Genomic DNA, 25,546 nt, shown 5'->3' on the forward strand with positions numbered 1-25,546 from the left:
CGGCCCGGTTCAACCGCGCATCCGCGACGCCGGCGGAACGGGCGGCTCGGACGACCCCGCGTCGCACCCTCGGGACGGCTGTGGGTGCTCGTCGGGCACCGGGTGCGCACGCGCCGTGTCGGTGTCGGCCGACTGCTCCGCCACCGGCCGATCGCCCACCGGTACCGGCCCGATCGCCCCCACCGCCCCCACCGGCGCCGGCGCGCCGGCCGCCCGCGCGTCGGCGTTCCGCTCCACGCGCGCCCGCGCCTTGGCGGCTCGAAGCACCACGATCACGCACGCGAGGAACACCAGGTATGCGGCCACCCCTACCACCAGCCAGGTCCACACAGCCCTCTCCCCACGCCAGTCGATCACCAAGAGCTATCAACCGAAATCTACCCGTAAGCGAGGCTCGCCCAACGCGTCCGGCGCGTCCGCCTCGTGCGGGTTCCGTGGAGAACCTGCGAAGGTCCGCCGAGCGCGTCGGCCGATCCCACCGGCGGACCGACCCCGCCGAGCGCCCGACGAAACCCCACACCCCGGGAAGGACGTCCGGGGCCGGCACCGAGTTCCCCGACCGGACCACGGCAGCCTCGGCCTCGTCTCCATCCGACTCTCGCGCCCGACCCGCCCGAACCCCGCTCCCACCTGCTCGAATCCCGCGCCCGACCCGCCCGGGTCCGTGCTCGGCGCGCCCCGTCGATCGAGCCGCAGCCTGCCCCGCCGAGACAACCGCACACCACACGCTTGCGAAAGACTCACTCCCGATATATCGTTGAAGCATCGCGAACGATCGCGATACACACAGAAGATCGATCGGCGGCTCGACGAGTCGCCTCTTCACAAGGAGAAACCCATGCACCGCAGCAAAGGACGCCCCCAGTGGGGCGCGGAAGGACAGAACCGCCCGGCCTTCGGACCGTGGGGCCCGCCGGGCCCCGGCCCGTGGGGACGCGGGCACGGCCACGGTGGACGTGGCGGACCGGAGGGGCGCGGCCGAGGCCGTGGGCGCGGTCGCGCCCGGCGCGGCGACGTACGGGCCTCGATCCTGGCCCTGCTCACCGAACGGCCCATGCACGGCTACGAGATGATCCAGGAGATCGGCGAGCGCACCGGCGGCGTGTGGAAGCCCAGCCCCGGTTCGGTCTACCCCACCCTCCAACTACTTGAGGACGAGGGCGTGATCGAGGGCGTCGAGGGCAGCGGCCGCAAGCTGTTCACCCTCACCGACGCCGGCCGCGAGGAGGCCGCCGCGCTTCCCGAAGGCACCAAGCCCTGGGACGAGGCCAGCCAGGGCGTCGACTTCGAAGCGGTCCACGACCTGCGCTCGGCGATGCACGGCATCGGCGACGCACTGCGCCAGCTCATGATGAACGGCACCGAGGCGCAGCGGGCCAAGGCCCTGGAGGTCGTCACGGACACCCGCAAGCGGCTCTACCTGATCCTGGCCGAAGCCGACTGATGTGGGTCGCCCGGATCGCCGATCACCGTTTGCGGCTCGGAGCACCCGTTCCGCCCCGCGAGCAGGTCCCCCGCAAGGCGCCCCGGTAGTCGAACCCGACTGCCGGGGCGCCCTCGCCCTCCGGTCACCGCGTCACCGTTCGCGCCCGCGGATCACCAGGGCGCGACCCGATAGTCCTTGAGGAAGCACCCGAACACCGGCTCCCCCCGCTCCCCGCGCACGACGGGGTCGTACACCCGGGCCGCGCCGTCGACGATGTCCAACGGCGTGCGGAACCCGGCCGCGGCCACCCGCGCCTTGTCGGGATGCGGCTTCTCGTCGGTGATCCAGCCGGTGTCGACGCTGGTCATGTACACCCCGTGCCCGGCCAGATCCTCGGCGCTGGTCCGGGTGAGCATGTTCAACGCGGCCTTGGCCATGTTGGTGTGCGGATGCCCGGGCGCCTTGTACGCGCGCCCGAACTGGCCCTCCACCGCCGACACGTTGACGATGTAGCGCCGCTCGCACCCGGCCCGGCGCAGCAGCGGCAACAACCGGCTCACCAGCACGAACGGCGCGGTCACGTTGACCAGTTGCACCTCGAGCAGTTCCACCGGATCCACCTCGTCGACCCGCTTGGACCAGGAGTTGACCGGCGCCCGGTCCGGGAGCAGCCCCGCCGCGTCCGGCTCGAACCGGGCCGGCACCGATCCGAGCGTCGTCGAAGTGGCGTCCCACTCGTCGGCGGGCGACCGGTCGAGCGCGAACTCGAACGCGCCCGCCCCCAGCGCGGCCCGCTCGGCGGCGAGCAGCGGCCCGTACGCCGACGCGGGTCGACGGATGGTCTGGGCCGCGTTGTTGACCAGGATGTCCAGCGGGCGTCCCTCGGCGACCAGCCGATCGCACCACGCGACCAATCCGCCGAGGTCGCGCAGGTCGATCGCGTGCACGTGCAGCCGACGCGCCCACACGTCGTGGTCGGGCGCGGCGGCGAACCGCTCGTGCGTGTCGTGTGGGAAGCGCGACGTCACGATCACCTCCGCGCCGTCGCGCAGGAGTTTGAGCACCAGCTCGTAACCGATCTTCACCCGGCCGCCGGTGACCAGTGCCAGCCGCCCGGTGAGGTCGGTGCGCGCGTGGCGCCGCTGCCGGTTCTCCGCCGCGCACGGTGGGCACAGCCGGTGATAGAAGCCGTCGACCCGCCGGTACGGCCGCTTGCAGATGTAGCAGCGCAGGCCCATCTCGACCACGCCGACGCACGTGGGCAGCCCGGTGTCGTCCAGCGGGAGGTCCTCGACCCGGTCGGCGGCGCCCAACGCGGTGCGCTCGGTCACCTCGGTGCGCTCCGCGCGCCGCAGCGCGCGCTGCTCGGCCCGGCGGCGATGGCGCCCCGAACGGACGAAGGACGAGAGCACCTGCTCGATCCGGCGCCGCTCGGGTGCGTCCGGCGGGAGGTCGGACATCGCGCCGAGCACGGCGAGACAGTCCTCGAGGGACGGTGGGACAAAACGTGTGTCCGAGTCGGTCATGGGGTCCCCCCGAGGGACATGCGGCGGATCCGGCGACGGGCCCTATGGCTCCGCGGGATCCGCGAAGCGGGCGTCGCACGGGCGCGTCGGCGACTCTCCCATGGGCTCACTCCCTCCGCGGGCGGATCCTGGGCCGATGCCGCCGAACCGGCGGATCGACGCGTCGGCGGTTCACCGACGGACCGTCACATTAGCGAGGCGCCGCCGGACCGGTCACCGGCTTTTCGCCGCCTCCGGGGCGGATCCGAGGCGGCCCGGCCGGTCCGCGCCGCGGGGGACGACGCCCCGGGCGGCCTAATCGCGTCGGTCGACCACCGCGCGCAGCAGGTCGAGTTCGGATACCGAGCCGGGCTCGCCGCCGATGGCGACCAAGCGGTTCGCCGCGCGTTGCAGTTCGGCGTTGACCGGGGTCGGCACGCCGTGCAGGCGGCCGATCCGGACGATCTCGCCGTTGAGGTAGTCGGTCTCGATGCCGCCGGTGTGCCGGTACAGGCTCTGCCAGGACGAGCCGCCGGGCCGCCGTTCGCCACCCACCGGGCGTACCTGCACAAGGGGGCTGACCGGCGCGAACTCGGCGTGGATCCCGGCCGAGAAGAGCACCGTGCGCGCCTCGTCCATCGCGAGTCGGTCCAGATTTCCGCCGCGCGCGTTCGGGCCGCACAGCGCCTCGACCGCGTTGCCCAGGTTGGTCACCAGCTTGCCGTACTTGTACGCGGTGATGTCCGGGTACACCTCGGAGCCGTAGCCGGCGCCCGACAGGACACGTGACACCTGGGCCGCGAACGCGTCCCGGCCGTGCGGGTACCGGCCGATGTCCAGGACCCCGGTCACCGGCGACGAGTACGCGCGCACGACGCCCGGTTCGAGGTAGGCGGACGGGCAGGCGACCAGGACGCCGTACACGTTCGCGAACAGGCGCAGCGCGGCGTCCTCGTTGGCCACGCCGTTCTGCGCGCACAGGATCGGCACCCGCGAGTGGGCGTAGCGGGCCAACTCGCGCAGCGCGCCGGCGGTGTCGTGGGACTTGACGCACAGCACCACCGCGTCCACCTCGGCCCAGTCCACGAGCGAATCCAGCGTGGCGATGTCGGTCACCGCGGCCAGGCGCACCACGTTCTCGCCGTCGGGCGTCAGGACCCGAAGTCCGTGGGCGTTGATCGCGTCGACGTGCGCGCGCCGGCCGACCAGGTGTACGTCGTGCCCGGACTGCGCGAGGCGAGCGCCGAGGACACCGCCGATTGCCCCGGCCCCCAGAACTACAAATCGCATGGCCGATCCCTCCCCGACGCGAGAGCCCATCCAAACACGTCAGGGCACCACCGTGGGGCCCGCGAGGCCACCGGTTTTCCGGCCTGCCGGACGACGCCGCGCCGCCGCCGCGGGCGCGCCGGGTGGGCACCGGATCCGCCCGGGCCCGGGCGCGGCCCGGGTCCGCCGCGCCCGTCGGGCCCGGTGGGGCCCGCTCCGACGAACGCGTCGCCGAGCGGACGTACGCCCGCCGAACCGCGCTATCGGGCGCGTTCTCGGCCCGCCCCGCGCGGGATCGCGGTCAGGTCGACGCCCAGGCCGGTACGTACCCGCCGCCCCGATGCCCCTGCCCCGTTCCCCCGGACGGCACCGGTGTCGCGCGTCGGGCGGGGACGTGCTGGATCGAGGTGTGCGGTTCGCCGTCCACGACGGTGCGCCCGCCGCGCGGCTCGAAGCCCCGCCGGGTGAACCAGTCGGCGCTGCGCGCGTACACGTCGGAGATCACCGGGCGCGGACCCGCCAGCACCAGCGCGTGCCGGAGCAGCACGGTGGCGTGCCCCTGTCGGCGATGCGACAACAACGTACAGACGCGGCCCATCCGCAGCAGGCCGTCCCCCTCCTCGGTCAGCCGCAGCGTGGACACCGCCACACCGTCCTGTTCCGCCCACAGGTGCGCGGTTCCCGGCTCGATGTCGCGGCCGTCGGGATCGAGCCAGGGCTGCCGGCGTGCGACCACGAAGACCCGGCTGCGCAGCGACAACAGCCGGTACAGACTCGCGGCGTCGATTTCGCCCGCTGTTCCGTAGAAGTACGACACGTCCATATGCCGCAGAGTGGCACCGCGAGGGCGCCGTCGGGCGACCCCAATCTGCCACGCGGGCAACGCTCGGATGAACTCTTGTGGGCCGGCGGGCGGCGTCACGAGCAGGTGCCGGCCCGGTCCCGGGCGGGTACCTGCCGATCCACGTGTCAAATATCCCACTGCGTGCCGGACACCGGGCGTGGAAGACTCGCAATCTCGCCCGCCTCCGCCGTGCACACGAGGATCTCGCGGGCGACTGCCCTGCGAGGAGGAGATATCCAGGTGAGCGTCGAAGAGTTGTCGCAGCCACAACATCGTCCGTTGCCCGAGGTACGTCAGTCGGGCAAGCTCGCGGACGTCTGTTACGACATCCGGGGTCCGGTTCTGGACGAGGCGAAACGCCTCGAGGACGAGGGACACCGGATCCTCAAGCTGAACATCGGCAACCCCGCGCCGTTCGGCTTCGAGGCCCCCGACGAGATCCTGCACGACATGATCCGCAACCTGCCGTCCGCGCAGGGCTACTCGGACTCCAAGGGCGTGTTGTCCGCGCGCCGGGCGGTGGTCCAGCACTACCAGACGCGCGGTATCGAGGGTGTCGACGTCGACGACGTCTATCTGGGCAACGGCGTCTCCGAGCTGATCGTGATGGCTCTCCAGGCGCTGTTGAACAACGGCGACGAGGTGCTCGTGCCGATGCCGGACTACCCGCTGTGGACGGCGGCGGTGAGCCTGTCCGGCGGCACCCCGGTGCACTACCTGTGCGACGAGAGCGCCGACTGGTATCCCGACCTCGACGACATCGCGGCCAAGATCACCGACCGCACCCGCGCGATCGTGGTGATCAATCCGAACAACCCGACCGGCTCGGTCTACCCGCGGCACATCCTCGAAGGCATCGTCGAGCTCGCCCGCCGGCACGGACTCCTCCTCCTCGCCGACGAGATCTACGACAAGATCCTCTACGACGACGCCGTGCACGTCCCGCTCGCCTCACTCGCGCCGGACCTGCTGTGCCTGACCTTCAACGGCCTGTCCAAGGCCTACCGGGTGGCCGGATTCCGCTCCGGGTGGTTGCTGCTGTCCGGCCCCAAGCGGCACGCGACCAGCTACATCGAGGGCCTGAACATCCTGGCCAACATGCGCCTGTGCGCGAACGTGCCCTCGCAGCACGCGATCGCCACCGCGCTCGGCGGCTACCAGAGCATCAACGACCTGATCCTGCCCGGCGGCCGGCTGCACGCCCAGCGCGACGCCGCGTACGAGGCGCTGATCTCGATCCCGGGGGTGACCTGCGTCAAGCCCAAGGGCGCGCTGTACGCGTTCCCCCGGATCGACCCGGACGTGTGCAAGATCGTCGACGACGAGAAGTTCGTCTTCGACCTGCTCCAGAGCCAGCGGATCCTGGTCGTGCAGGGCACCGGATTCAACTGGCACCAGCCGGACCACTTCCGCGTCGTGACGCTGCCCCAGGTCGACGACCTGACCGACGCGATCACCCGGATCGGTGAATTCATCGGGTCCTACGGGCAGTGACCCGGCCGGTGACCCGACGCTGACCGCGGGGCCCGGCGCCGATCGGCGTCGGGCCCTCGGCGTTCCTCAGGCCAGGAGCGGGCGCACGGCGAGCTTCTTGACGTGCGGCACGACCAGCTCGCCGAACGCGGCGGTCTGCTCCAGGTACTGCTCCCGCGACGTGGCCGGCAGGGTCAGCGTCACCCCGGTCACCCCGGCCTCGGCCTGCTCGGTCAGGTCCGCGACGATCGCCTCGTGGTCGATGCCGTCGCCGTCGAACATGCTCATCCCGCGCGGCATGAAGGTGATGTCGATCGGGTCGGTGCGGCCCACCGAGGCCGCGTACTCGCGGGCGTAGTCCAGCCGCGCCGCCAGGTCGGCCAGCGTCTCCAGGCCCGGGGTCTTGAGGTACTTGGACGCGCCCGCCGGGGCCGGCATCGGCAGCCAGCCGTCGCACAGGTCCACCACCCGGCGGATCGCCCGCTTGCTGTTGCCGCCCACCCAGATCGGGATCCGCGGCTGGGCGGGGCGCGGGCGCATGGTGTTGCCCGCCACGCTCTCCCCGGTCCACGCCGCGCGCATCGCCCGCAGCGCGTCGTCCAGCACGTCGTTGCGGTTCGCGTAGTCGGCGCCCAGCGCGGCGAACTCGGGCTCCAGGTAGCCCGCGCCCACGCCCAGGATCACCCGACCGGCGGAGAGCGCGTCCAGCGAGGAGATCATCTTCGCGGACAGGTACGGGTTGCGGTACGCCGGGACGAACAGGTTGGTGTGCAGCCGCAGCCGGGTGGTGGCCGCCGCGGCGAAGGACAGCGTGACCATCGGATCCAGCGTGTGGTGGCCGCCGTGGGCGAGCCACTGGTCGCCGGGGAACGGGTGGTCGGTGGTGAAGACCGCGTCGAACCCGGCGGACTCGGCCGCGCGGGACATCTCCATCACGGCCTCGGCGCTGATCAGATCGGCGCCGGCCTCGACCAGGTGCGTGGGCAGTCCGAGCGAAAGGAACATGGCGGCAACGTAGCAGCGACCTGACGCATCGTCAGTAACCGCTGCCACAGCCGTCATCCGCCGTAGGTCGTGGCCGGCGGCTTGGCCGGGCCGAGCGCCGCACTCAGCCATTTGTCGTACAACTCCTGCCAGCGGCCGCTGCTCTTGAGCTGCTCCAGCACACCGTTGAGGAAGCGCACGAAGTCGGTCTGCCCCTTGGGCACCGCGATGCCCTTGACCTCCTCCACGGCGGTCGGGCCGACCACCTGCAACCACGGGTCCTGCTCGCGCAGGCTCTCCAGGAGCGACGCGTTGGTGTACGCCGCCGCCACCCGGCCCTCCTGGAGCGCGACCAGGCAGTCGGTCCGGTCCGCCACCGCGTACACCCGGGCCTTGGACTCGGCCACCCGGCGTTCGGGCGTGGTGTTCGCCGACACGCACACGTACTTTCCGGCCAGATCCGCCAGACTGTTCACGTTCGTGCCCTTGGGCACCAGGAAGCGCAGCGCGTCGTCGAGGTAGACGCCGGAGAACTCCACCTGCTGTCGGCGTTCGCAGGTGATCGTCATCGCGTCCACGACCATGTCCGCCTGGCCGCCGACCAGCACGTCGATCCGGCGACCGGGCGGTATGGTCCGGAACTGGATCCGGTTCGGGTCGCCGAAGATCGCCTTCGCCACCTCCCGGGCCAGCTCTATGTCGAAGCCCTCCAACTCCCCGGTGGCCGCACTGCGCGCGGCGAACATCCGGGTGTTCTGGTCGACGCCGACCACCAGCCTGCCCCGCTCCTGGATCGCCCGCATCGTCGAACCGGCCGGCATCGTGCCGCCCGGCCGGGGCGGGGTGCTCGGGGTCAGGCTCCGACTCGGGTCGCACGGCGGCGCCGACACGGCGGGCGCGAGCACCGGATCGGGTACGCCGACCTCCACCGGGGCGTACCGGGACGGGGGCGCGGAACGCGCGTCGGCGCCGTCCGCCCCGCCACTCCCGCACGCGGTCACCAGGAATACCAGTGCCAGGGCCGCCACTCGACGTGACGCTGCATCAACTCTGTTGGGCCACACGGAATGCAGCATCGCAGGTGGGGTGCCGCGGGAAACGAGGGCGTTCCCTCTTCTCCACCCGAAGGTCCGCCGTGGATCGAGGAGGCCCCGAAGCCGGATAGCGTAACCGCACGCGATCGCCCGCGACGCGCCCCGTCGACGGAAGGACAACCATCCATGAGTCTCCAGGCATTCGCCGAACTGACCGGCCCGGCAGCGGCCACCTTCGACGAGGTGCAGCGCCGCAATCCCGGAGAGCCCGAATTCCACCAGGCGGTGCACGAGGTGCTGGAAAGCCTCGCCTCGGCCCTGACCAGGCGGCCCGAACTCGCCGACGCGGCACTCCTGGAACGGCTCGTGGAGCCCGAACGCCAGGTGCTGTTCCGGGTGCCGTGGACCGACGACGCCGGTCGGGTCCGGGTCAACCGGGGCTTTCGGGTGGAGTTCAACGGCGCGCTCGGCCCGTACAAGGGCGGGTTGCGCTTCCACCCGTCGGTGAACCTGAGCGTGGTCAAGTTCCTCGGCTTCGAACAGATCTTCAAGAACGCCCTGACCGGGCTCGGCATCGGCGGCGGCAAGGGTGGCTCGGACTTCGACCCCAAGGGCCGCTCGGACGCCGAGGTGATGCGCTTCTGCCAGTCGTTCATGACCGAGCTGTACCGCCACCTGGGTGAACATACCGACGTTCCCGCCGGTGACATCGGGGTCGGTGGACGTGAGATCGGCTACCTGTTCGGCCAGTACCGGCGGATCACCAACCGCTACGAGTCCGGCGTGCTCACCGGCAAGGGGCTGGGCTGGGGCGGGTCCCAGGTGCGCACCGAGGCCACCGGCTACGGCTGCGTGTACTTCCTGGCCGAGATGCTGGCGGCGCGCGGCGACGACCTCGGGGGCCGGCGCGCGGTGGTCTCCGGTTCGGGCAACGTGTCGATCTTCGCCATCGAGAAGGCCCGCGAACTCGGCGCCCGCGTCGTGGCGGCCTCCGACTCGACCGGCTACATCGTCGACGACAAGGGCCTGGACCTGGACCTGCTCAAGGAGATCAAGCTGGACCGGCGCGGCCGGATCGCGGAGTACGCCGATCGGGTCGCGCACGCGCGCTACGTGCCGGACGGCTCGGTCTGGGAGGTCCCGTGCGATGTCGCGCTGCCGTGCGCGACCCAGAACGAGCTGACCGGCCCGGCCGCCGCGCACCTGGTCAAACACGGCCTGACGGCGGTCGCGGAGGGCGCCAACATGCCGTGCACACCGGACGCGGTGCACGTCTTCCGCGCCGCGGGCGTCTCGTTCGCGCCGGGCAAGGCGGCCAACGCGGGTGGTGTGGCCACCTCCGCCCTGGAGATGGCGCAGAACGCGGCCCGCACGTCCTGGAGCTTCGCCGACACCGACGCCCGGCTCGGCGCGATCATGCGCGACATCCACGACACGTGCCTGAGCACCGCCGCCGAGTACGGTCACGAGGGCGACTACGTGCTGGGCGCCAACGTGGCCGGCTTCCTGCGCGTCGCCGACGCGATGAACGCCTTCGGCGTGGTGTGATCCACCGCTGAACCCGACGCGTCGCCGCCGCCCGACCGGTCTCCCCCGCTCGGGCGGCGGCGCACGGTCGGCGCTCAGCCGACCGTGCGCCGGAACACCTGCCGCGAACCGCCCTCGGGCCCCGGATCGGCGGACTCGCCCGGCACGAAGCCGAGCGACTCGTAGAACGCGCGCGAGCCGCCCTCGATCGCGCCCGGGTGGTCGGGCCCGAAGGTGATCAACTCGACGGTGCCCGGCCCGCGTACGTACCGGCTCGTCGCCTCCGCCATCAGCGCACGGCCCACGCCCCGCCCCCGGGCGGCCCTTGCCACCACCAGCCAGTGCACGTGGTGCACCGGCGGTTCGGCGCCGAACAGCAGCCCGCCCAGCAGGCCGGGTCCGCTGTCGGCGGGCACCACGAGCGCGAGGCCGGTCCGGATGTGCTCGTCCAGCGCCGCGTGGAATCCGGGTTCCTCCACCATCGGTCCGAACCAGTGCTCGACCTCGGCGGCCAGTGCGAGGAATCCGGCCCGGTCCGCCGCGTGCGCGGGTCTGACGATCATCGGCCCAGTCTGGCAGGGCCGATTCGGCCCGCGAGAGGGGCCTCGGACGCGGAACCCGCGACGCGGGCCCGACGCGGCCCCGAACGCGACTGCGCCCGCCGCCCCGCCCGGCGAAAATCGTTGGCTCCGTCGCCGCGCCCGCTGTTACGTTCGCCGGGTCCGATCCGCGCGACCGCGGACCTCCACCCGCTTCGGAAATCAGGTGTTGATGCCCGTCTCCGCGCCGAGCGCGCCTCGTATGACCGCGGTCGGATCCGGCCTCCGGGACCTCCCCGACGCTCGCTGATCCCCCCGGTGGGCCCACCGGTCCGCACGCGCACATCGCGGCGGACCGCGTCGACGACCCCTCCGAGACCGCTCGGCGCTTCCTTGCTGCCTTCGCTTCCGCCTTCGGCAAGGAGATTTCCGAGTGTCCAACGGCAACAACAATTCCGGTAGACAACACAGCATCCCACCACGCACCGAGACCTTCACCTGTGTCCGCTGCGGCCTCACCGTGACCACCGTCGACCCGGCCGGCGGCCGGCGCAACCACTGCCCGAGCTGCCTGCACTCCCGGCACGTCCTCGACCGCGTCGAGGGCGGACCGTCCGAGTGCGCGGCGCGGATGTCGCCGATCTCGATCGCGGTGCTGCGCGGCGGCGACTGGATGATCGTGCACCGGTGCATCCGGTGCGACGAACTGACGTCGAATCCGATCGCTCCGGACGACAACCAGCTCATCCTGGTCCGGATGGCCGTCCGGCCACTGGCGCAACCGCCTTTCCCGCTCGAAGTGTTCGGGGAGTGGTGACGGTGGCCCGCCGCAGACCGGCCGACCGGCGCCCGCAGCGGTACAAGGACGTCACCCATGGGCGGACCGGACGCGGCGACGCGTTCCGCTGCGTGGGGTGTCGACTCGACGTGCCGTTGCTCGCCCCCGGTACGGCGCATCGCAACCACTGCCCGCACTGCCTCACCAGCCTGCACCTGGATCGCCGTGTCCCCGGTGATCGGGCGGCCGACTGTCGGGGCCGGATGACCGTGCTGAGCATGTCCGTTCGGCCGGACGGGGAGTGGCAGTTGATCCATCAGTGCCAGTCCTGTGGGGCGCTCGGCGCGAACCGGATCGCCGGCGACGACAATCCGCTCGCGCTGATCCGGCTGGCGCTGCGCCCGTTGAGCGACCCGACCCGCCCGATCCGGGCGCTGCTCGCGCTGTAGGGCGGCACCCGAACGCGGGGAAGGGTGGGCGCCGGCCGGGCCGAGGACGGCCCGGCCGGCGCCACGGGGCGAGCGCGGGCGTCCCGGGCATCAGTCCATGCCGGTTCGGCCCGGGGACCAGAAGGGCTTGGTGATCACCGATCTGCGGCCCCAACCGTGGTCGGCGACCAGGCGGTCCCGGACCAGCTTGACCGTCTTGGCCTCGCCCGCCACGTAGGCCACGCCCGGCGTGGCGGGCAGCGCCAGGCGGCCCACCGCGTCGGCCAGGGTCGCCGAGGACGCCGCCGACGCGTCGCCGCGTTCGAGCCAGGTGAGCCGTTCGGCGTGCGGTATCGGCAGCCGGTCGGCCGCGGTCGCGGTTTCGATCACCCCGTACACGTTCACCGCCGGCCCCACCGCCGCGATCATCGCGCCCAGCGCCACCGACGCGGTCTCCTCGCCGACGAACACGTGGTAGGGCGCCTCCGGACGCAGCACGAAGCCGCCCTCGGGCCGGCCGAACCGGACCCGGTCGCCGGGCCGCGCCGCCCGACCCCACGCGGCTCCGGGACCGGCGTCGCCGTCGTGGTCCAGCACGCACAGGTCCAGCGTCCCGGCCCGCGGGTCGTTGCTCCAGACCGAGTAGGTGCGCAGCAGGTTGCCCGGCCCCTGGCGCCAACCCGCCATCGAGAGCACGTCGTTCACATGCACCCGAACCTGCTGTCCGGGCCGGCAGGACAGTCCGCGCAGCGCGTCGTCGTGCATCCGGATCCGTCGCATCCGAGCCGCGATCGACTCCGTCTCGACGATCGTGGCGGACAGGGACACCCGGTCGAGCAACCGGCCCATCGGGCCTCGCCGCCGATGCGTCTCGCGGTTCACGCGGTCCTCCCGGAAGCACCCGAGTCGGCCGATGCGCCCGCGCGGTCGCGATAGCCCATCGCGACCACGGCGGTGGCCACCAGCAGCAGGCCGCCGACGACCAGGAAGCCTACCGACATCGCGTCGGTGAACGAGTCCACGACCCGGGCGTGTTCCGCGCCCCGGGTCCGGGCGAGTTCCGCGGCCGGCTGACCGGAGAACCGGCCGGCCAGGATGGTGCCGAACACCGCGACCCCCAGCGCCGCCCCCACCTCGCGCGCGGCGGTGTTCAGGCCGGAGCCCAACCCCGCCTGGTGCCTGGGCAGTTCGGAGACCACACCGAAGGAGAGCGCGGGCGCGCACAGCCCCATGCCCGCCGAGAGGACCAGCAGGAACCCGGCGTACACCGCGTACGGGGTGCGTGCGTCCACCGTCGCCATGCACAGCAGCCCGATCCCGATCAGGCCCAGCCCGAACACCACCAACGGCCGGGTACCGACCCGCTGTTGCGCCTTGACCGCGATCTTGGGCGCGAGGGCCATGCCGACCGTGAGCGGGATGATCGCGAAGCCGGTGCGCAGCGCCGAGAAGCCCTTCACGTATTGCAGGTACTGGGCGTTGATGAAGAACAGCGAGAACAGTCCGAAGAAGCTCGCGCCGATCCCGAGCACGCCGGCCCGCAGCTTGGCGGACTTGAACACGCGCGGGTCCAGCAGCGGGTGTTCGGCACGGAGCGCGTGCACCACGAAGCCGCCCAGGAGCAGACCGCCGAGCGCGAAGCCGCCGATCACGTGGGTGGAGCCCCACCCGAACTCCGGACCCTCGATGATCCCGTACAACACCGCGACCAGGCCGGTGATCAGCAGCGCGGAGCCGATCGGGTCGAGCGCGGCCGGGTGGGTGGCGGTTCGCGGGGTCACCCACTGGACGATCGCGGCGAGCACCGCGGCCAGCGGGACCATGATCCAGAACAGGCCCTGCCAGGGCAGGTATTCCTGGACCAGACCGCCGCCGACGTTGCCGAGCAGGCCGCCCAGGCCGACCGCGAGCGTCCAGGACGCCATCGCCTGGGGCCGGCGTTCGGCCGGGAAGACGTGCATCAGGATCGACATGGTCGCGGGCATGATCAGCGCGGCGCCCGCGCCGGAGACGCCCCGGCCGGCGATCAGCGTGGCCGAGTTCGTGGCGAGCGCGCTGACGCAGGCACCGGCGGCGAACACGCCGAGCCCGGCGAGCAGCGCGCCCTTGCGGCCGTAGCGGTCGCCGAGCGCGCCGGCGGGGATGAGCAGGCCGGCGAAGACGATCACGTACGCGTCGACGATCCACAGGATGCTGTCGGCGGACGGATGCAACCGGGACGCGGCCAGTTGCGGAATGGCCAGGTTGATCGCGGCGACCATGCTCTGCGCGACCAGCACGCAGGCACACATCGCGAGGAGCACGGCGCGCGACGCGCCGGCGGATTCGGATTCGGCACCGCCGGCGCGTGGCGCCGACGTGCCCAGGACGGGCGTGGACATGGGTCCCCCAGGAGCTGACCGACGAAGGAGGAAGGGATGTTGCGGGGACTGCGTGTCCGGACCCGTTCACCGTAGGCTGAGCAACCGATTGACTCCAGTGCATGTTTTGCATGGAAAGGATGCGTGTGACGCAATCCGGGATGGACCTCAACCTGCTGACCGCGTTGGACGCGCTCCTGGAGGAGTGCAGTGTCTCCGGTGCGGCTCGGCGCATGCACCTGTCCGAGCCCGCGATGAGCCGGACGCTGGGCCGGATCCGCAAGGCGCTGGGCGACCCGGTCCTGGTCCGGGCCGGCCGCTCGATGGTGCCGACGCCGCACGCGCTGGCCATCCGGGCCGAGGTGCGCACCATCGTGGAACGCGCCAGGACCCTGTTCGCCGCCGCCGGCGACGTGAACCTGGGCACGCTGTCGCGCACCTTCACCGTGTGGTCGCACGACGCCTTCGCCGCCGCGTGGGGCGCGCAGTTGTTCGCGCGCGCGGCGCGTGAGGCGCCGGGCGTACGACTGAAGTTCCTCGCGGAGAGCCACGTCGACACTCCGGCGCTGCGCGAGGGGGTCGCCGATCTGGAGGTCGGCGTGATCGACACCACCTCGCCGGAGGTGCTCACCGAGCATCTCTTCGAGGACCGGATGGTCGCCTGCGTGCGGGCCGGCCACCCGCTGCTGCGCGGTCGGTGCACGCCCGAGCGGTTCGCCGCCGCCGAGCACCTGATCGTCTCGCGTCGGGGCAGGATGCACGGCCCGGTCGACACGGCACTCGCCGAACTCGGGCTGGAACGGCGGGTGGTGGGCGCCGCGCCGACCTTCCCGTCCTCGCTGTTCATCCTCGGGGCGAGCGATCTGGTCGGCCTGGTCGCGGGCCAGATCACGTCGATGGTCGAGGGCATGGGGCTGCGCACCTTCGAGGTGCCGCTGGAACTGCCGGCGCTGCCGATGGGGTTGGCCTGGCATCCACGCAACGACGCCGACCTGGGGCACGCGTGGCTGCGGCGGTGCGTGCGCGACGTGCTGATGGAGACGCTCGGGTAGGCCCGAGGGTGGGCCGGCCGCGCCGCACTGCCCCGGATCGGGACGACCGCGCCGCACTGCCCCGGATCGGGCCGGTTGCGCCGGTCCGTGCCTGTCCGTGACGGTCCTCGCCGGTTCGCGCCCGAAGGTCAGCCGTCGAGACGCATCAACTCGATGCGGGTCCCGTCCGGGTCGGCCAGGAAGACCAGTTCGGTCGAGCCGGTCTCGCTCGGCAGGCTCGCGCGCGTGTCGGCGAGGAGCGTGCCGCCGTACTCGACCAGCCGCGCGGCGGCGGCGTCCACGTCCTCGACGATGAAGGACAGGTGGGTCAGCCCGAGCTGGTTGCGCCGCCGCGACGGCTCGCCGAGCGGGTCCGGCGACGCGTAGTGCAGCAGTTCGACGACCATGCCCGCCTTGGCGATCATCTGTGAGACCAGACGCACGTCGCCCTCGACCTCGAGGGTGTGTGCCACCTCGTTGCCCACGTCGTAGCGCACCACGGGGGTGAAGCCGAGGCCGTCGCGATAGAACCGCAGCGCGCGGTCCAGGTCGGTGACGCACAGGCCCAGGTGGGACGCGTTGTAGCTGATGGCGTCGGACATGGCGCGACTCCCGGGTTTACTGACGATGCGTCAGATCGGTTGGTCCGCGCACGCTAGCAATGGCGGGCGCAATGATCCACCGCCGTTTTCCGACCGGAGTCGAGCAGGCCCACGTTTCGATCGGCCGCGACGGCCGACCGCTCGCGCCTCCCGCCCCGGTCAGCCCGCGACCAGGTCGCCCTCGAGCACCGTGACCGCGCTGCCCGACAGCCGCACCCGGTCGCCGACCAGTTCCACGCCGATCGTGCCGCCGCGCGCGGACAACTGCGCGCCGGTCATCCGGCGTAGGTCCAGCCGCGGAGCCCAGTACGGGCCGAGCGCGCAGTGCGCGGACCCGGTGACCGGGTCCTCGTCGACGCCGACCGAGGGCGCGAACACGCGCGAGACGAAGTCGGCCCGATCCGCGCCCACCGCGGTGACGATCACCGCCCGATACGGCAGCGCGGCGATCATCCCCAGATCCGGGTCCACCGCGCGTACCACCGCCTCGGACGCCACCTCGACCAGCAGGTCGTCACCGCCCGCGGCCACCCGGATCGGCTCCACGCCCAGGGCCAGGCCCAGATCGGACGGGACCGGCACCTCGCGCGGCGGCAACGCGGGGAAGTCCAGGACCACGCCGGCGCTGTCCAGCGACGCGCCGAGCACTCCGCTGCGGGTCGCGAAGCGGATCCGCGAGGTGTCCGCGAGACCCTGCCCGAAGAGTACGTGCGCGGTCGCCAGCGTCCCGTGCCCGCACAGGTCCACCTCGGTCTGCGGGGTGAACCAGCGCAGCCCGAAGTCCGCGTCGGCGCCCGGGTGGGGCACCGCGAACGCGGTCTCGGAGTGCCGCAGTTCGGCCGCGACGGACTGCATCCAGGCGACGTCCTCGGCATGTGCGGGGTCGGGCAGGCACACTCCCGCCGGATTGCCCCGGAACGGCTGGTCGGTGAACGCGTCCACGACGAAAATCCGCATACCCGTCACCGTACCCAACGACGTCGAACACGCGGGCGGATCCACGACCATCCGAACCACACGGCTCCCACGAACGCGAGCGTGCCCAGGCCCACCAGCAGCCACGGCCACCAGCTCAGGTCCACCCGTTCGTCGCCCCGATAGAGCAGATCGTCCCCGGACACCTCCGGTCCGAGCGCGACGCGGGTGTTCGGCAGGTGCTCCTTGAACGACTCGGCCAGCGGGGTGCGCACCTCGCCGGCCACCCGCGCCTTCGCCTCGTAGTGGCCGGCGTCCGCCCACATGCCGTCGGTGCGGTGGGTACGCGCGGCCAGGTTGACCGAGAAGTAGACCGGTTGGCCCGGCGCGAGCAGCGGCGCGCCGTCCTTGAGGCCGACCACGCCGACGCCGTCCACCCGCAGCCGGGTGACCTGGAGCGGTACCCGGCTCGTGGTCGCCACCAGGCGCAGGCACAGTTCGCGGCCCGAGGACAGGTCCAGTCGGGTGTTCGACGGCACCGGCTGGAACGTCCGGCAGTCCAGCGCGTCCGGCTGCTCGGCGGGAGGCATCAGCCAGGTCGCCCGCACACCCTTGTCCCTGTCCGCCTCCACGATCCGGGCGGCGCCGCGCAACTGCAGGCCGGTCCGGGCCTGGGCCAGGCCGGTGCCCGGGTCGGCCGGGTTGTCCCGGAGCACCTTCGTGTCCGGCAACACCCGCTGCAGCACCGGTCCCGCGCTGCTGTCGCTGGCCAGCGGGATCGCGAAGCCCGCGATGCCGCGGCCCTCCTCGCCGAGCCGGTCGAAGTCCTTGCGCAGGTCCGGGCCGACCGTGTCGCGGGCCGCGTCGGTGAGCAGCAGGACTCCGTTCACCGAGTTCGGCGCGGAGGTGCGCAGTACGGTCAGCGCCCGGTCGAGCGCCGCGTTCACGTCGCTGGGCACCTCCGCCCGAATCGGCGGCGGGCTGCCCGCCGGGCCGTTCTCGGGCGGGTCCGGGGCACGTACGGCGGGCAGCCGCTCGGCCATCGCGGCCGGGTCGGTGACCGGTTCCAGGCCGTTTCCGTACTCGGTCGCGGTCGCGTCGAAGCTGATCAACGAGACCCGGTCGCGCGGGTTGAGCCGGCCCAGGAACGTGGTCACCGCCGTGCGGACCGCGGCGTAGCGCCCGGTGCGGTTCATCGACGCCGAGGTGTCCACCAGGATCACGTAGTTCACGCTCTCCCGATCCGCGCCCAGGCTCGCGATCAGCCGCTCGGCGCCGTACGGATCGGGCGGCTCGGCGGTGACGGCCGCCGCCGGTCGCGGGGCCGCCGCGGCGTCGCCCGCGGGCACCGCGGCCGACAGCGCGAGCAGCGCGAGGATCACCGGGAGGGCCAGCGCGCGCAGCCCGTCGCCGTGTTTGAGCGCGGTCCGCAGCTGTTTGAGATGGCGGCGGAACGCGTCGAATTCGTCCTGTTCACGTTCGACGATCAGCAGTGCGGCCTCCGGCCCCCAGATGTGCCCCGCGATCAACACCCGGATCGCCCGCAGCTCCTCGCGGGCCTGCGCCGGGGTCGGTCCGCGGGCGGTCAGTTCCCGCTCCAGATACGGCAGCAGCAGGTCGCGCTCACGGTCGGGCGCGCCGTGCCACCAGCGGCCGACCTCGTGCGCGTACAGGTCGCGGCGGGAGCGGGCCGGGCCGTCCACGATCTCGCCCGCCCACACCCGGGCCGCCGCGTCGGCGTTCACCCCGCGCAGCGCGTCGCGGAACCAGCCGCTCGCGGCGCGCGCGGCCAACTCCGGTCGGGCCCGGGCCACCGCCGCCCACCACGCGTTGTCCAGACCGGGCAGTTCGGCGAGTCGGGCGTCGGCGTGCACCGCGTCGGCGACCGCGGCGGTGACCGCCGGATCCCCGGCGCGGACCAGTTCGCCGAGCAGTTCGGCGGTGACCGGCACGGCCCGCAACAACGCGGCGATCCACCCGGCGAAGCGCCCCTCGGCGACCGGCTCGTGCCGCAGCGCCAGCAGGTCCGCCGCGACGTACGGCCCGTCCGTCGGCGCGCCGCCCAGTGCCAGCCGCAGCACGTCCGCCCGCACCCGGGCGGCGACCGGAGCCTGCGGTCCGAGCGGTCCGCCCAGGAGCGCGGCCAGGCCCTGCGCGGCGGGATCCGCGCGGCGGTCGGTGAGCGGGACCAGGGTGGGCCACAGGTCGTGCAGGACGGCGGCGATCGTGGCCTGGTCGGTGTGCCCGGCCACGCGCAGCGTGAACACCGCCTCGGCGGGCGGGATCTCGGCGGGCCGCAGCCGCTCGCCCGCCAACAGCGCGTACGGCGCCAGCCATTCCGGCGCACGGTCGTCCCACGGCCGGATCACCTCCAGCCACGCGCGCAGGTCCGCTCCCGAGGTGTCCAGGAGCCGGCGCAGCACCACGGGGTGGTTCCACAGCGCGTCGTAGAGCGCGGGCACATCGGTGGTCGGCGCCGGGCCGAGCAACCGGCACAGGTCGGCGACCAGCGCCTCGGGCGATATCGCGTCGCCGTCCGCCCGGCCCGCGCCGTTGGCGGTGGGATCCGCGCCGCGCGGCGCCCGCGCGGCGGTGCCGGCGGGCGGGGTGGCGTCGGCCAGCAGCGGCGGGACCGGGCCGAGCAGGACGTGGACGAGCCGATCGCCGCGCCCGGCCGCCACCGCGGTGTTCCAGCCGACCGCCAGGCCCGCCGGTCGGGCGCGCAGCGCGGCGGCCATGTCCCGGGTCACCTCGTCGCCGTCCTCCGCCCGCCAGCGCTCGGCGATCGGACCGGACAGCGTGGTCTCCCCGCTCAACAACCGGTCGAGCACCGACGGCGGGCGGGCCTCGGTCGCCGGCGCCCGCGCCGCGGGGCCGGCCGCGGCGGCGCCCACGAACGCGGCGGCCGAGCGCCGCGCGTCGACCCCGGTGCCCGCCCCCGTCCCGGCCCCCGTCCCCGCCGGCGATCCGGCACCGGCCCGTGCGCCCGCCTCGGCGAGCAACCCGAGCACGTGGTCCCCGGCGGCGGGCGTCCCGGGGTCGCGCAGCGTCGCGAGCGCGACGACCAGCGGGTCGAGCCCGATCCGGCGGCGCAGCGTGGTCAGTTCGCCCAGGTAGGCCCGGGCCGCGGGCAGGTCGGGCACCGCCGGCACACCGTCCAGGGCGACCCGCACCGTGCCGGGCGCGGGCACTCGGCCGAACGCGAGCCGGGGCCGCAGCCGCCCGGTGGAGCCCATCGAGGTCGCGAACCGCAGTCCGGCGCGGCAGCCGTAGGGCAGCAACGCGGCCACCCGGTCCAGGAGTTCCAGCCGGGCCCGGGTGTCCAGTCGATCCCCGCCGGTGATCACCACCGGGCCTGCCAGGACCGCCGCCGCGACCCCGGCGAGCCATTCGAAGTCGCCTGCCCGCACGGCGACCTCGGCGGGCGGGCCGGGCAGCCGCACCCGCAGGGGTCGTTCCCGGTCGGTGGGCAGCTCGATGCCGCGAAAGGCCAGCCACAGCGCGGTGTAGCCGGCGCCGGCGGCGGCGATCTCGGCGTACGGCGCGGTGAAGTAGCGGACGCCGTCCGGATCACGCAGGGTCATCGCGACGAACGGGTCCTCGCGCCCGGTGCTGGTCAGCCCGACCCACCCGGGCGGCGCGTACTCGTCCAGCGTGGGTCGCACCAGCCGCTCGAAGTGCGCCCGCCGCTCCGGCCCCGCGCTGCAGGCCGGCACCGCACCGTCGTGGTACCAGGCCCAATGTGCCCGCAACGTGCCCGCGGTCTCGCGGGGGCGGTCGTGTCGGTCGGTCGCGTCCACGTGAACCTTTCTGTGCGCGGGATACCGGTCGCGGTCGGGGCCGGTCGTCCCGCCGGGGGTTCAGCGGGGCGGCCGGGGGTTCGGCGGCTGGGTGACCGTTGCCTCCACCGGTTTCGGTTGTTCCCCGGGATCGGTCGATATCATCCCCCCGGACCCCTCGATCTCCGGATCGGGCCCGGGCGACGGGGGAACGACGGACGGTCGGGGCGGCACCGGAGCCGCCGGTGCGGCCGGTGCCGGTCGGGGCAGTGTGCGAACGCAGATGCCGAACAGCATGGTGCTCTCGCCGACGCGCAACCGCCGCCGGGCCGTGTCGACGACGCCGCCGTGTTCGTGCCGCGCGGTCACGGTCACGCCCCGACCGGCTCGGGGCCGACGCCCCCTGGCCAGGAACGTCGTGGTGGCGCCGGTCGACGACGGGGGCTCGTGCACCCACCGGTGCCGCAGCCCCCGGACCCGGAACGGGGCGGCTTCGGGAAAGGTGTGCCGCCGGTCCTCCAGGCTCAGTTCGAGGTAGGCGTCCTTGGGGAACAGCCGCCAGATCGCGGTCGTCGTCGCCGCCGTGAGCACCAGCGTCAGCGCGATCGACTCCCACACCCACCAGGTGACCGATCCGCGCACCCGGCCGGTGTAGTCGAGCTCGCCGCCGAGCAGACGGGGGGCCGTGTAGGGGCCGTCGAGACGCAGCAGGGCGGCGAACTCGGCGGCCCGGGTGGCCGTGACGGTCCCGCTCAGCGTCGTGGCGGCCGTGTAGTCGCGCGACCTGCCGAACAGGTCCGATCGGGTCCGGTCCCGGGCCCGCAACTCCACCGGGAGCCGGCGCGGCACGCCCGGTTCCACGACGATCGGGGTGCGCGGCAGCCCCCGGTCCAACTCGGGGTCGCCGGTGCGCAGATCGGTGACGGTCGTCGAGATGTGGCGCGAAGTCGTCGTCAGGGTCAGGCACAGCACGGTGCGCGTGGACAGATCGACCGGCCCGACCGGGGCCGTCGAGTCGGCGCAGTCCGCGTCGGACGGCCGTACGCCGGGCCGGGACGCGGGTCCGGGGCCGAACGTGGCCCGGACCGTCGCGGTGTTGTCCGCCCGCACCAGCTCGACGCCCTTGCGCTTGCGTGCCTCGTGTTCGAGGGCGCGCAGCCGCGCGGCCTGTTGGCTGACGGTACCGCTGAGGGTCTGCGCCTGCGGCAACACCTCGGCGATCAGGTTGACGCCGCGCGCGTTGTCGCCGAGCGGCAGCGCGTAGGCGTCGATCGGGCCGCGCCGCTCGACCGCCTTCGCGTACTCGTGCTTCAGCGTCGCCCAGCCGGGTGCCTTGGCGTTCGCGAACGCCGGATTGTCCGGCGCGTACAACTCGGCGTCGGTGAGCACCACGATCACGGTGGGCGGCCGGTACCCGAACACGGCCCGGTCGTCCCTGGCGATGATCTCGGACACCGACACCATCGCGGCGCCGAAGTCGCTCTCGGTGTCGTTCGGTCTGGGCAGCGAGTCCAGGAACGCCGCGATCTCCCGGTCGCCCCGCGGCACCTTGGTCAACGGCAGGTGGGTCGTGGTCCTCGCGCCGAACCTGATCACCGAGATCCGGTCGCCGGCGGGAACCGCCGGCAGGAAGTCCTTCAGCGCGGCCTTGGCCGCGTCGTAGTTGCCGTCGTCGAGCATCGAGGTCGACACGTCGAGGACGATGTAGAAGTCGGCCGGCTGGGCGTCCACGCCCAGCTCGTCGAGCAGTCGCGAGGTGGCCGCCTCCGGTTCGGCGGACCGGGGATCGTCGGCCGGCCGGGCGCCGGTCGCGGTGGGCGCGCAGATCACCAGGAGCAGGACGAACAGCGGGAGCAGGAGGAGCGGGCGAAGCGGGAGAAGTGCCGGCGACGCCACGCGCACGCCGGGCGGTACGCGGCGGATCGCCCGGTGGTCGGGGCTCCGTCGGGGTCGGGACATCGCTCATCCCTCCTTGGCCCAGCGCGTGGCCCGCATCGCCAGGATCGGCTCGACGATCCCCTGCGGTCGCGGCCGGCCCTCCAGGCGCGTGCGGTCCGAGGTGAGGTTGCGGCAGCTCTCCGGGTCGATCGGCACGCCGTCGGGGCTGAAGAAGCCCACGGAGCTGGTCGCGTAGTAGCGGATGCGGTCGAAGTGCCGCTCCAGCAGCGGCGGCAGCCTGTTCGCGGCCGACGCGCCGAACGGCCCCGCCGGGTCGCACAACCAGTGGAAGAACGCCTTGGGGTCGCGAATCCGGATCCGACCGTGTCGGTCGAGTTCCGTCCACGCTCCCCATCTGGCCGCCCTGAACAACCGCATGTCGTCGATCTTCGTGACACACACGGCGAGTTCGAGGGGCAGCAGGTCCACGGACGGCATCCGCGGCTGCTGCACGGCGGAGGCCTCGCGGAGCAGCCTCGTCAGGTCGTCGAGACCGTGGCCGGCCTCGCCGATCGGGTCGAACAGGAGGATCAGGCCCGTGCACTCGTTGAGCGTGGGCTGCACGGCCTCGGCTCGGGTCTCGGCCAGATTCGGCAGGTCGTGCACGGTGGCCACGAATCGGGTGCGGTCGGCGAACCGGCGCAGCAGCGGGGTCCGCGGGCGGCGACGGAACAGGAATCGACAGCGCGCCGGGTGGCTCGACCCGCCCGGGTCGTTCGAGGTGATCGACTCGGGCAGGAGCGTGCCCGCCCGAAGCAAGGCGCGGGACTTCTCCACGAAGGCCAGGGTGGCCCCGTCCGCGCCGAAGACGTTCCAGCCGGGGACGTGGTGTCCCGCGTCGACACCCTCCTCGACGCGGCGCCGGGTCTCCGCGGCGGCGTCCTCGACCATCGCGAGGAACGTGGTGCGGCCCGAGCGCCGCGCACCCCACAGCGCGATCCGCTTCTCCCGCACGACGCCGTCGGTGGGACCCCGCTCCGCGTCCTCGAACGACGGATCGGCCGCGCGCACGCTCGGTTCGGTCATCGGCGCTCCTCCTTCGTACCGACCTCGATCCCGGTCCCGCCGGGCCGGGCGATCAGGTTCAGCAGCAGCGGCGGGCCGCCCGCGTCGGTGGCCGCGTCGTGGCCGAACCGCAGCAGGTCCGCGGGGGTGCAGCCGCCCAGCGTGAAGCATCCGCTCGCGCCCAGCAGGCGCCACGCCCTCAGGGTGCGCACGGTGGCCGGGGACGCCGGCGAGCGAGCGTGCCCGGTGTCGTCGATCACCAGCAGGTGCCGTACCGGCCGGGCCGCCCGCATCGCCATCAGGTCCACGTCCCAGTGGTGCCTGTTGTTCGAGCGGGCGGGGTCGGCGCCCGCGATGTAGGGGTGCGGGCCGCGTCGACCGACGGTCACCACGAGGGTGGGCCGGTGCGGCGACCAGTCCAGCGCGTTCCCGCGCAACAGCGCGAACACGTGTTCCAGGGGCGCGGCATGGGGGTCCACGATCGCGGAGCCGGTCCAGTGTGCGATCGCGGCCCGAGCCGCGTCCGGGTCGGTGAAGTCGACCCACCGGAGCGGATCGTGCCCGGAGCGCCAGGGTTGCGGGTGGTCGTCGTAGCCGACCACGCACGCGCGTCCCCACGGCGTGTCGTCTCCCGCGCGCCCCGCCGCCGTCAGCAGCGCGCGGACCAGGTCGAGTCGGGCCCGGGTCGAGCTCGGCTCGCCGCCGAGTTCGACCGCGCACAGCAGGTCGCAGAGCGTGCGCTCGCGGTGCCAGTGCGGCCGGGGCGGCGCCGGGCCGCGCGACACCGCGGCCACCGGGCGGATCTCGGCGGGCCCCTCGGCCACCGTCCAGGCGGCGCCGGACACCGGAGTGAACCGCAATCGCCCGGAGGTGGGCATGCCCACGGTGAACCGGACCTCGCCCGGCGGGGCGACCACCTTGACGCGTTCCAGTTCGGACCACTGCCGCGGATTCGCCGAGTCCGCGACGACCACCGCCACCTCGTGCCCGTCCACCGCGCCACCGCGCAGCCCCAGGGTGACCTCGGCCAGCGGCGCGCCCGCCGTGCCGGGTATCGCGCCGCGTTCGAGCAGCACGTCCCGACGTTCTCGGCCCGGCCCGTCCGGGCCCGGATCCACACCGACCAGGTGCACGGCGTGCCGAACCGGCACGTCCAGGGCCAACCGCTCGACCAGTCGTGGCAGTTCGACCTCCTCGGCGGCGTACGGACCGCCCCGCAGCACCGCGGCGGGCGGCAGGATCTCGTGCACGAGCTCCGCGGCGAGCGCGCACCACGTCCAGTCCGGTCGGCGTTCGACCAATACGAACGCCCAGGCCTGCCGTGCGCGACCGGTGGCCGACGCGCGCAACTCGGCCAGCGAACCGGCCCAGGTCCGGCGCAGTTCGCGCCGCGCTCGCGGACCCAGCGGCTCGGGCGTCTGCGCGGTGCCCACCGCGGGGCTGCGGCCCACCCCGCCGGCCAGGGTCAGGTCCCGGGCCGCGGCGTCCTCGGGCAGCCACGGCACCGCGCCGCGCCATTCCAGGCGGGCCCAGTTCCGTGCCGGTACCCGGACGAAGCCGTATTCGTCGATGGTCACCCACTGGGTGGACAGGTGGCGCGTGCCGATCTCCAGGAACAACAACAGGTCCAGTTCGCCGGCGGTCAGCGCGGTGAGCAGGGTCAGCGCCGCGGCCCGCCCGGACGTCGCGAGCGGTTCGGCGGCCGGGAACGCGGTATCGGAGCGCACCGGGCCGTGCCGGACCAGCTTGGCGAGGTCGTCGGGAACGCCGTCGTACCCGCGCGCGTGCGCGACCCGGATCGCGGCCGCGTGGTCGAACGCCCGCGCCGCGTCCTGATAGGCGGTGGGTCCCGGCGCTGGCGGCGGCCAGTCACAGCTCGCGCACGGCCCGGCGGGCGGCATCACGCCCCAGCACACGGGGCACACCACCTCGCGGGCTCCGCCGTGGTCGTTCACCGCACCCGGGCCCGTCGGACCGCCCGCCCCGAGTTGCTCATCCGTGGCTGAACTCCTGGCACGAATCCCCCTGTTCGTCCCATTCGGCAGGCCCGACCCGGGAGTCGCCGGCCGGTGGCGGCGCGCTCGTGGGCGGCGGTGGCTCCCGCCGGGC

The 25,546-nt window shown here is 73.3% G+C and carries 21 protein-coding genes; 6 read left to right on the forward strand and 15 right to left on the reverse strand.

Translation table 11 applies throughout. The features are described from left to right. Positions 1 to 9: 9 nt before the first annotated feature. Entirely contained in the window at positions 10 to 330 is a 321-nt protein-coding gene (locus tag ACWCPW_RS02840; protein ID WP_449759788.1) for a hypothetical protein, read from the reverse strand. A gap of 508 nt (positions 331 to 838) precedes the next feature. On the opposite strand from ACWCPW_RS02840, the gene ACWCPW_RS02845 reads away from it, so the two are divergent. Then, the gene (locus tag ACWCPW_RS02845; protein WP_079026232.1) at positions 839 to 1,444 is read left to right on the forward strand and encodes a PadR family transcriptional regulator; all 606 of its coding nucleotides are present in this window, start codon (positions 839 to 841) and stop codon (positions 1,442 to 1,444) included. Positions 1,445 to 1,596: 152 nt separating this feature from the next. Here the strand turns inward: ACWCPW_RS02845 and ACWCPW_RS02850 are convergent, their stop codons facing one another. The 3 genes from ACWCPW_RS02850 to ACWCPW_RS02860 all read right to left on the reverse strand — a co-directional run bounded on the left by ACWCPW_RS02850 (position 1,597) and on the right by ACWCPW_RS02860 (position 5,023). Next, a complete protein-coding gene (locus ACWCPW_RS02850; protein WP_449759789.1) occupies positions 1,597 to 2,952 on the reverse strand; it encodes an SDR family NAD(P)-dependent oxidoreductase in 1,356 nt (451 codons plus the stop codon). 294 nt (positions 2,953 to 3,246) lie between these two features. Continuing rightward, complete coding sequence (locus ACWCPW_RS02855) at positions 3,247 to 4,221, reverse strand: ketopantoate reductase family protein (protein ID WP_449759790.1); 975 nt, start codon at positions 4,219 to 4,221, stop codon at positions 3,247 to 3,249. A 280-nt stretch (positions 4,222 to 4,501) separates the two neighbouring features. Further along, on the reverse strand, positions 4,502 to 5,023 hold the full coding sequence (locus ACWCPW_RS02860; RefSeq protein ID WP_449759791.1) for a GNAT family N-acetyltransferase: 522 nt from the start codon (positions 5,021 to 5,023) through the stop codon (positions 4,502 to 4,504). Between the two features lie 300 nt (positions 5,024 to 5,323). Here ACWCPW_RS02860 and ACWCPW_RS02865 point away from each other — a divergent pair, with 300 nt between their 5' ends. After that, entirely contained in the window at positions 5,324 to 6,538 is a 1,215-nt protein-coding gene (locus ACWCPW_RS02865) for a pyridoxal phosphate-dependent aminotransferase (RefSeq protein WP_449759884.1), read from the forward strand. 66 nt (positions 6,539 to 6,604) lie between these two features. Here ACWCPW_RS02865 and ACWCPW_RS02870 read toward each other — a convergent pair whose 3' ends face one another. Together ACWCPW_RS02870 and ACWCPW_RS02875 are read right to left on the reverse strand one after the other, a co-directional pair. After that, on the reverse strand, positions 6,605 to 7,522 hold the full coding sequence (locus ACWCPW_RS02870) for an LLM class F420-dependent oxidoreductase (RefSeq protein ID WP_449759792.1): 918 nt from the start codon (positions 7,520 to 7,522) through the stop codon (positions 6,605 to 6,607). A 53-nt stretch (positions 7,523 to 7,575) separates the two neighbouring features. Continuing rightward, a complete protein-coding gene (locus ACWCPW_RS02875) occupies positions 7,576 to 8,529 on the reverse strand; it encodes a glutamate ABC transporter substrate-binding protein (RefSeq protein WP_449759793.1) in 954 nt (317 codons plus the stop codon). Between the two features lie 192 nt (positions 8,530 to 8,721). On the opposite strand from ACWCPW_RS02875, the gene gdhA reads away from it, so the two are divergent. Further along, positions 8,722 to 10,083 (forward strand): NADP-specific glutamate dehydrogenase, encoded by a 1,362-nt coding sequence (gdhA, locus tag ACWCPW_RS02880; protein ID WP_449759794.1) that lies wholly within the window; start codon positions 8,722 to 8,724, stop codon positions 10,081 to 10,083. A 74-nt stretch (positions 10,084 to 10,157) separates the two neighbouring features. Here gdhA and ACWCPW_RS02885 read toward each other — a convergent pair whose 3' ends face one another. Further along, positions 10,158 to 10,625 carry a GNAT family N-acetyltransferase gene (locus ACWCPW_RS02885; protein ID WP_449759795.1) on the reverse strand — a complete coding sequence of 156 codons (468 nt, stop codon included), beginning with the start codon at positions 10,623 to 10,625 and terminating at the stop codon, positions 10,158 to 10,160. A gap of 409 nt (positions 10,626 to 11,034) precedes the next feature. Here ACWCPW_RS02885 and ACWCPW_RS02890 point away from each other — a divergent pair, with 409 nt between their 5' ends. Together ACWCPW_RS02890 and ACWCPW_RS02895 are read left to right on the forward strand one after the other, a co-directional pair. Next, positions 11,035 to 11,418, forward strand: coding sequence for an RNHCP domain-containing protein (locus tag ACWCPW_RS02890; protein ID WP_449759796.1), 384 nt, complete (start codon positions 11,035 to 11,037; stop codon positions 11,416 to 11,418). Beyond that, positions 11,412 to 11,828, forward strand: a complete 417-nt coding sequence (locus ACWCPW_RS02895; RefSeq protein WP_449759797.1) for an RNHCP domain-containing protein — start codon at positions 11,412 to 11,414, stop codon at positions 11,826 to 11,828. Before ACWCPW_RS02890 ends, ACWCPW_RS02895 begins: the two co-directional genes overlap by 7 nt. Positions 11,829 to 11,918: 90 nt before the next feature. On the opposite strand, the gene ACWCPW_RS02900 is transcribed toward ACWCPW_RS02895, so the two are convergent. Together ACWCPW_RS02900 and ACWCPW_RS02905 are read right to left on the reverse strand one after the other, a co-directional pair. After that, positions 11,919 to 12,689 (reverse strand): siderophore-interacting protein, encoded by a 771-nt coding sequence (locus ACWCPW_RS02900; RefSeq protein WP_449759798.1) that lies wholly within the window; start codon positions 12,687 to 12,689, stop codon positions 11,919 to 11,921. Continuing rightward, complete coding sequence (locus tag ACWCPW_RS02905) at positions 12,686 to 14,188, reverse strand: MFS transporter (protein ID WP_449759799.1); 1,503 nt, start codon at positions 14,186 to 14,188, stop codon at positions 12,686 to 12,688. Before ACWCPW_RS02905 ends, ACWCPW_RS02900 begins: the two co-directional genes overlap by 4 nt. Positions 14,189 to 14,307: 119 nt before the next feature. Between ACWCPW_RS02905 and ACWCPW_RS02910 the strand changes: the two genes are divergently transcribed. After that, entirely contained in the window at positions 14,308 to 15,219 is a 912-nt protein-coding gene (locus tag ACWCPW_RS02910) for a LysR family transcriptional regulator (protein WP_449759800.1), read from the forward strand. 128 nt (positions 15,220 to 15,347) lie between these two features. Here ACWCPW_RS02910 and ACWCPW_RS02915 read toward each other — a convergent pair whose 3' ends face one another. The 6 genes from ACWCPW_RS02915 to ACWCPW_RS02940 all read right to left on the reverse strand — a co-directional run bounded on the left by ACWCPW_RS02915 (position 15,348) and on the right by ACWCPW_RS02940 (position 25,392). Further along, positions 15,348 to 15,800: a VOC family protein gene (locus ACWCPW_RS02915; RefSeq protein ID WP_406294152.1), complete on the reverse strand. Its 453-nt coding sequence runs from the start codon at positions 15,798 to 15,800 to the stop codon at positions 15,348 to 15,350. Between the two features lie 159 nt (positions 15,801 to 15,959). Next, a complete protein-coding gene (locus ACWCPW_RS02920; RefSeq protein WP_449759801.1) occupies positions 15,960 to 16,757 on the reverse strand; it encodes a PhzF family phenazine biosynthesis protein in 798 nt (265 codons plus the stop codon). Positions 16,758 to 16,762: 5 nt separating this feature from the next. Beyond that, complete coding sequence (locus ACWCPW_RS02925; RefSeq protein ID WP_449759802.1) at positions 16,763 to 20,515, reverse strand: VWA domain-containing protein; 3,753 nt, start codon at positions 20,513 to 20,515, stop codon at positions 16,763 to 16,765. A 60-nt stretch (positions 20,516 to 20,575) separates the two neighbouring features. After that, the gene (locus ACWCPW_RS02930) at positions 20,576 to 22,453 is read right to left on the reverse strand and encodes a vWA domain-containing protein (RefSeq protein WP_449759803.1); all 1,878 of its coding nucleotides are present in this window, start codon (positions 22,451 to 22,453) and stop codon (positions 20,576 to 20,578) included. A gap of 3 nt (positions 22,454 to 22,456) precedes the next feature. Next, a complete protein-coding gene (locus ACWCPW_RS02935; RefSeq protein ID WP_449759804.1) occupies positions 22,457 to 23,458 on the reverse strand; it encodes a hypothetical protein in 1,002 nt (333 codons plus the stop codon). Continuing rightward, a complete protein-coding gene (locus ACWCPW_RS02940) occupies positions 23,455 to 25,392 on the reverse strand; it encodes a hypothetical protein (RefSeq protein ID WP_449759805.1) in 1,938 nt (645 codons plus the stop codon). The genes ACWCPW_RS02935 and ACWCPW_RS02940 overlap by 4 nt, the downstream gene beginning before the upstream one ends. Positions 25,393 to 25,546: the final 154 nt, after the last annotated feature.

It is taken from the genome of Embleya sp. NPDC001921, from assembly GCF_053594475.1.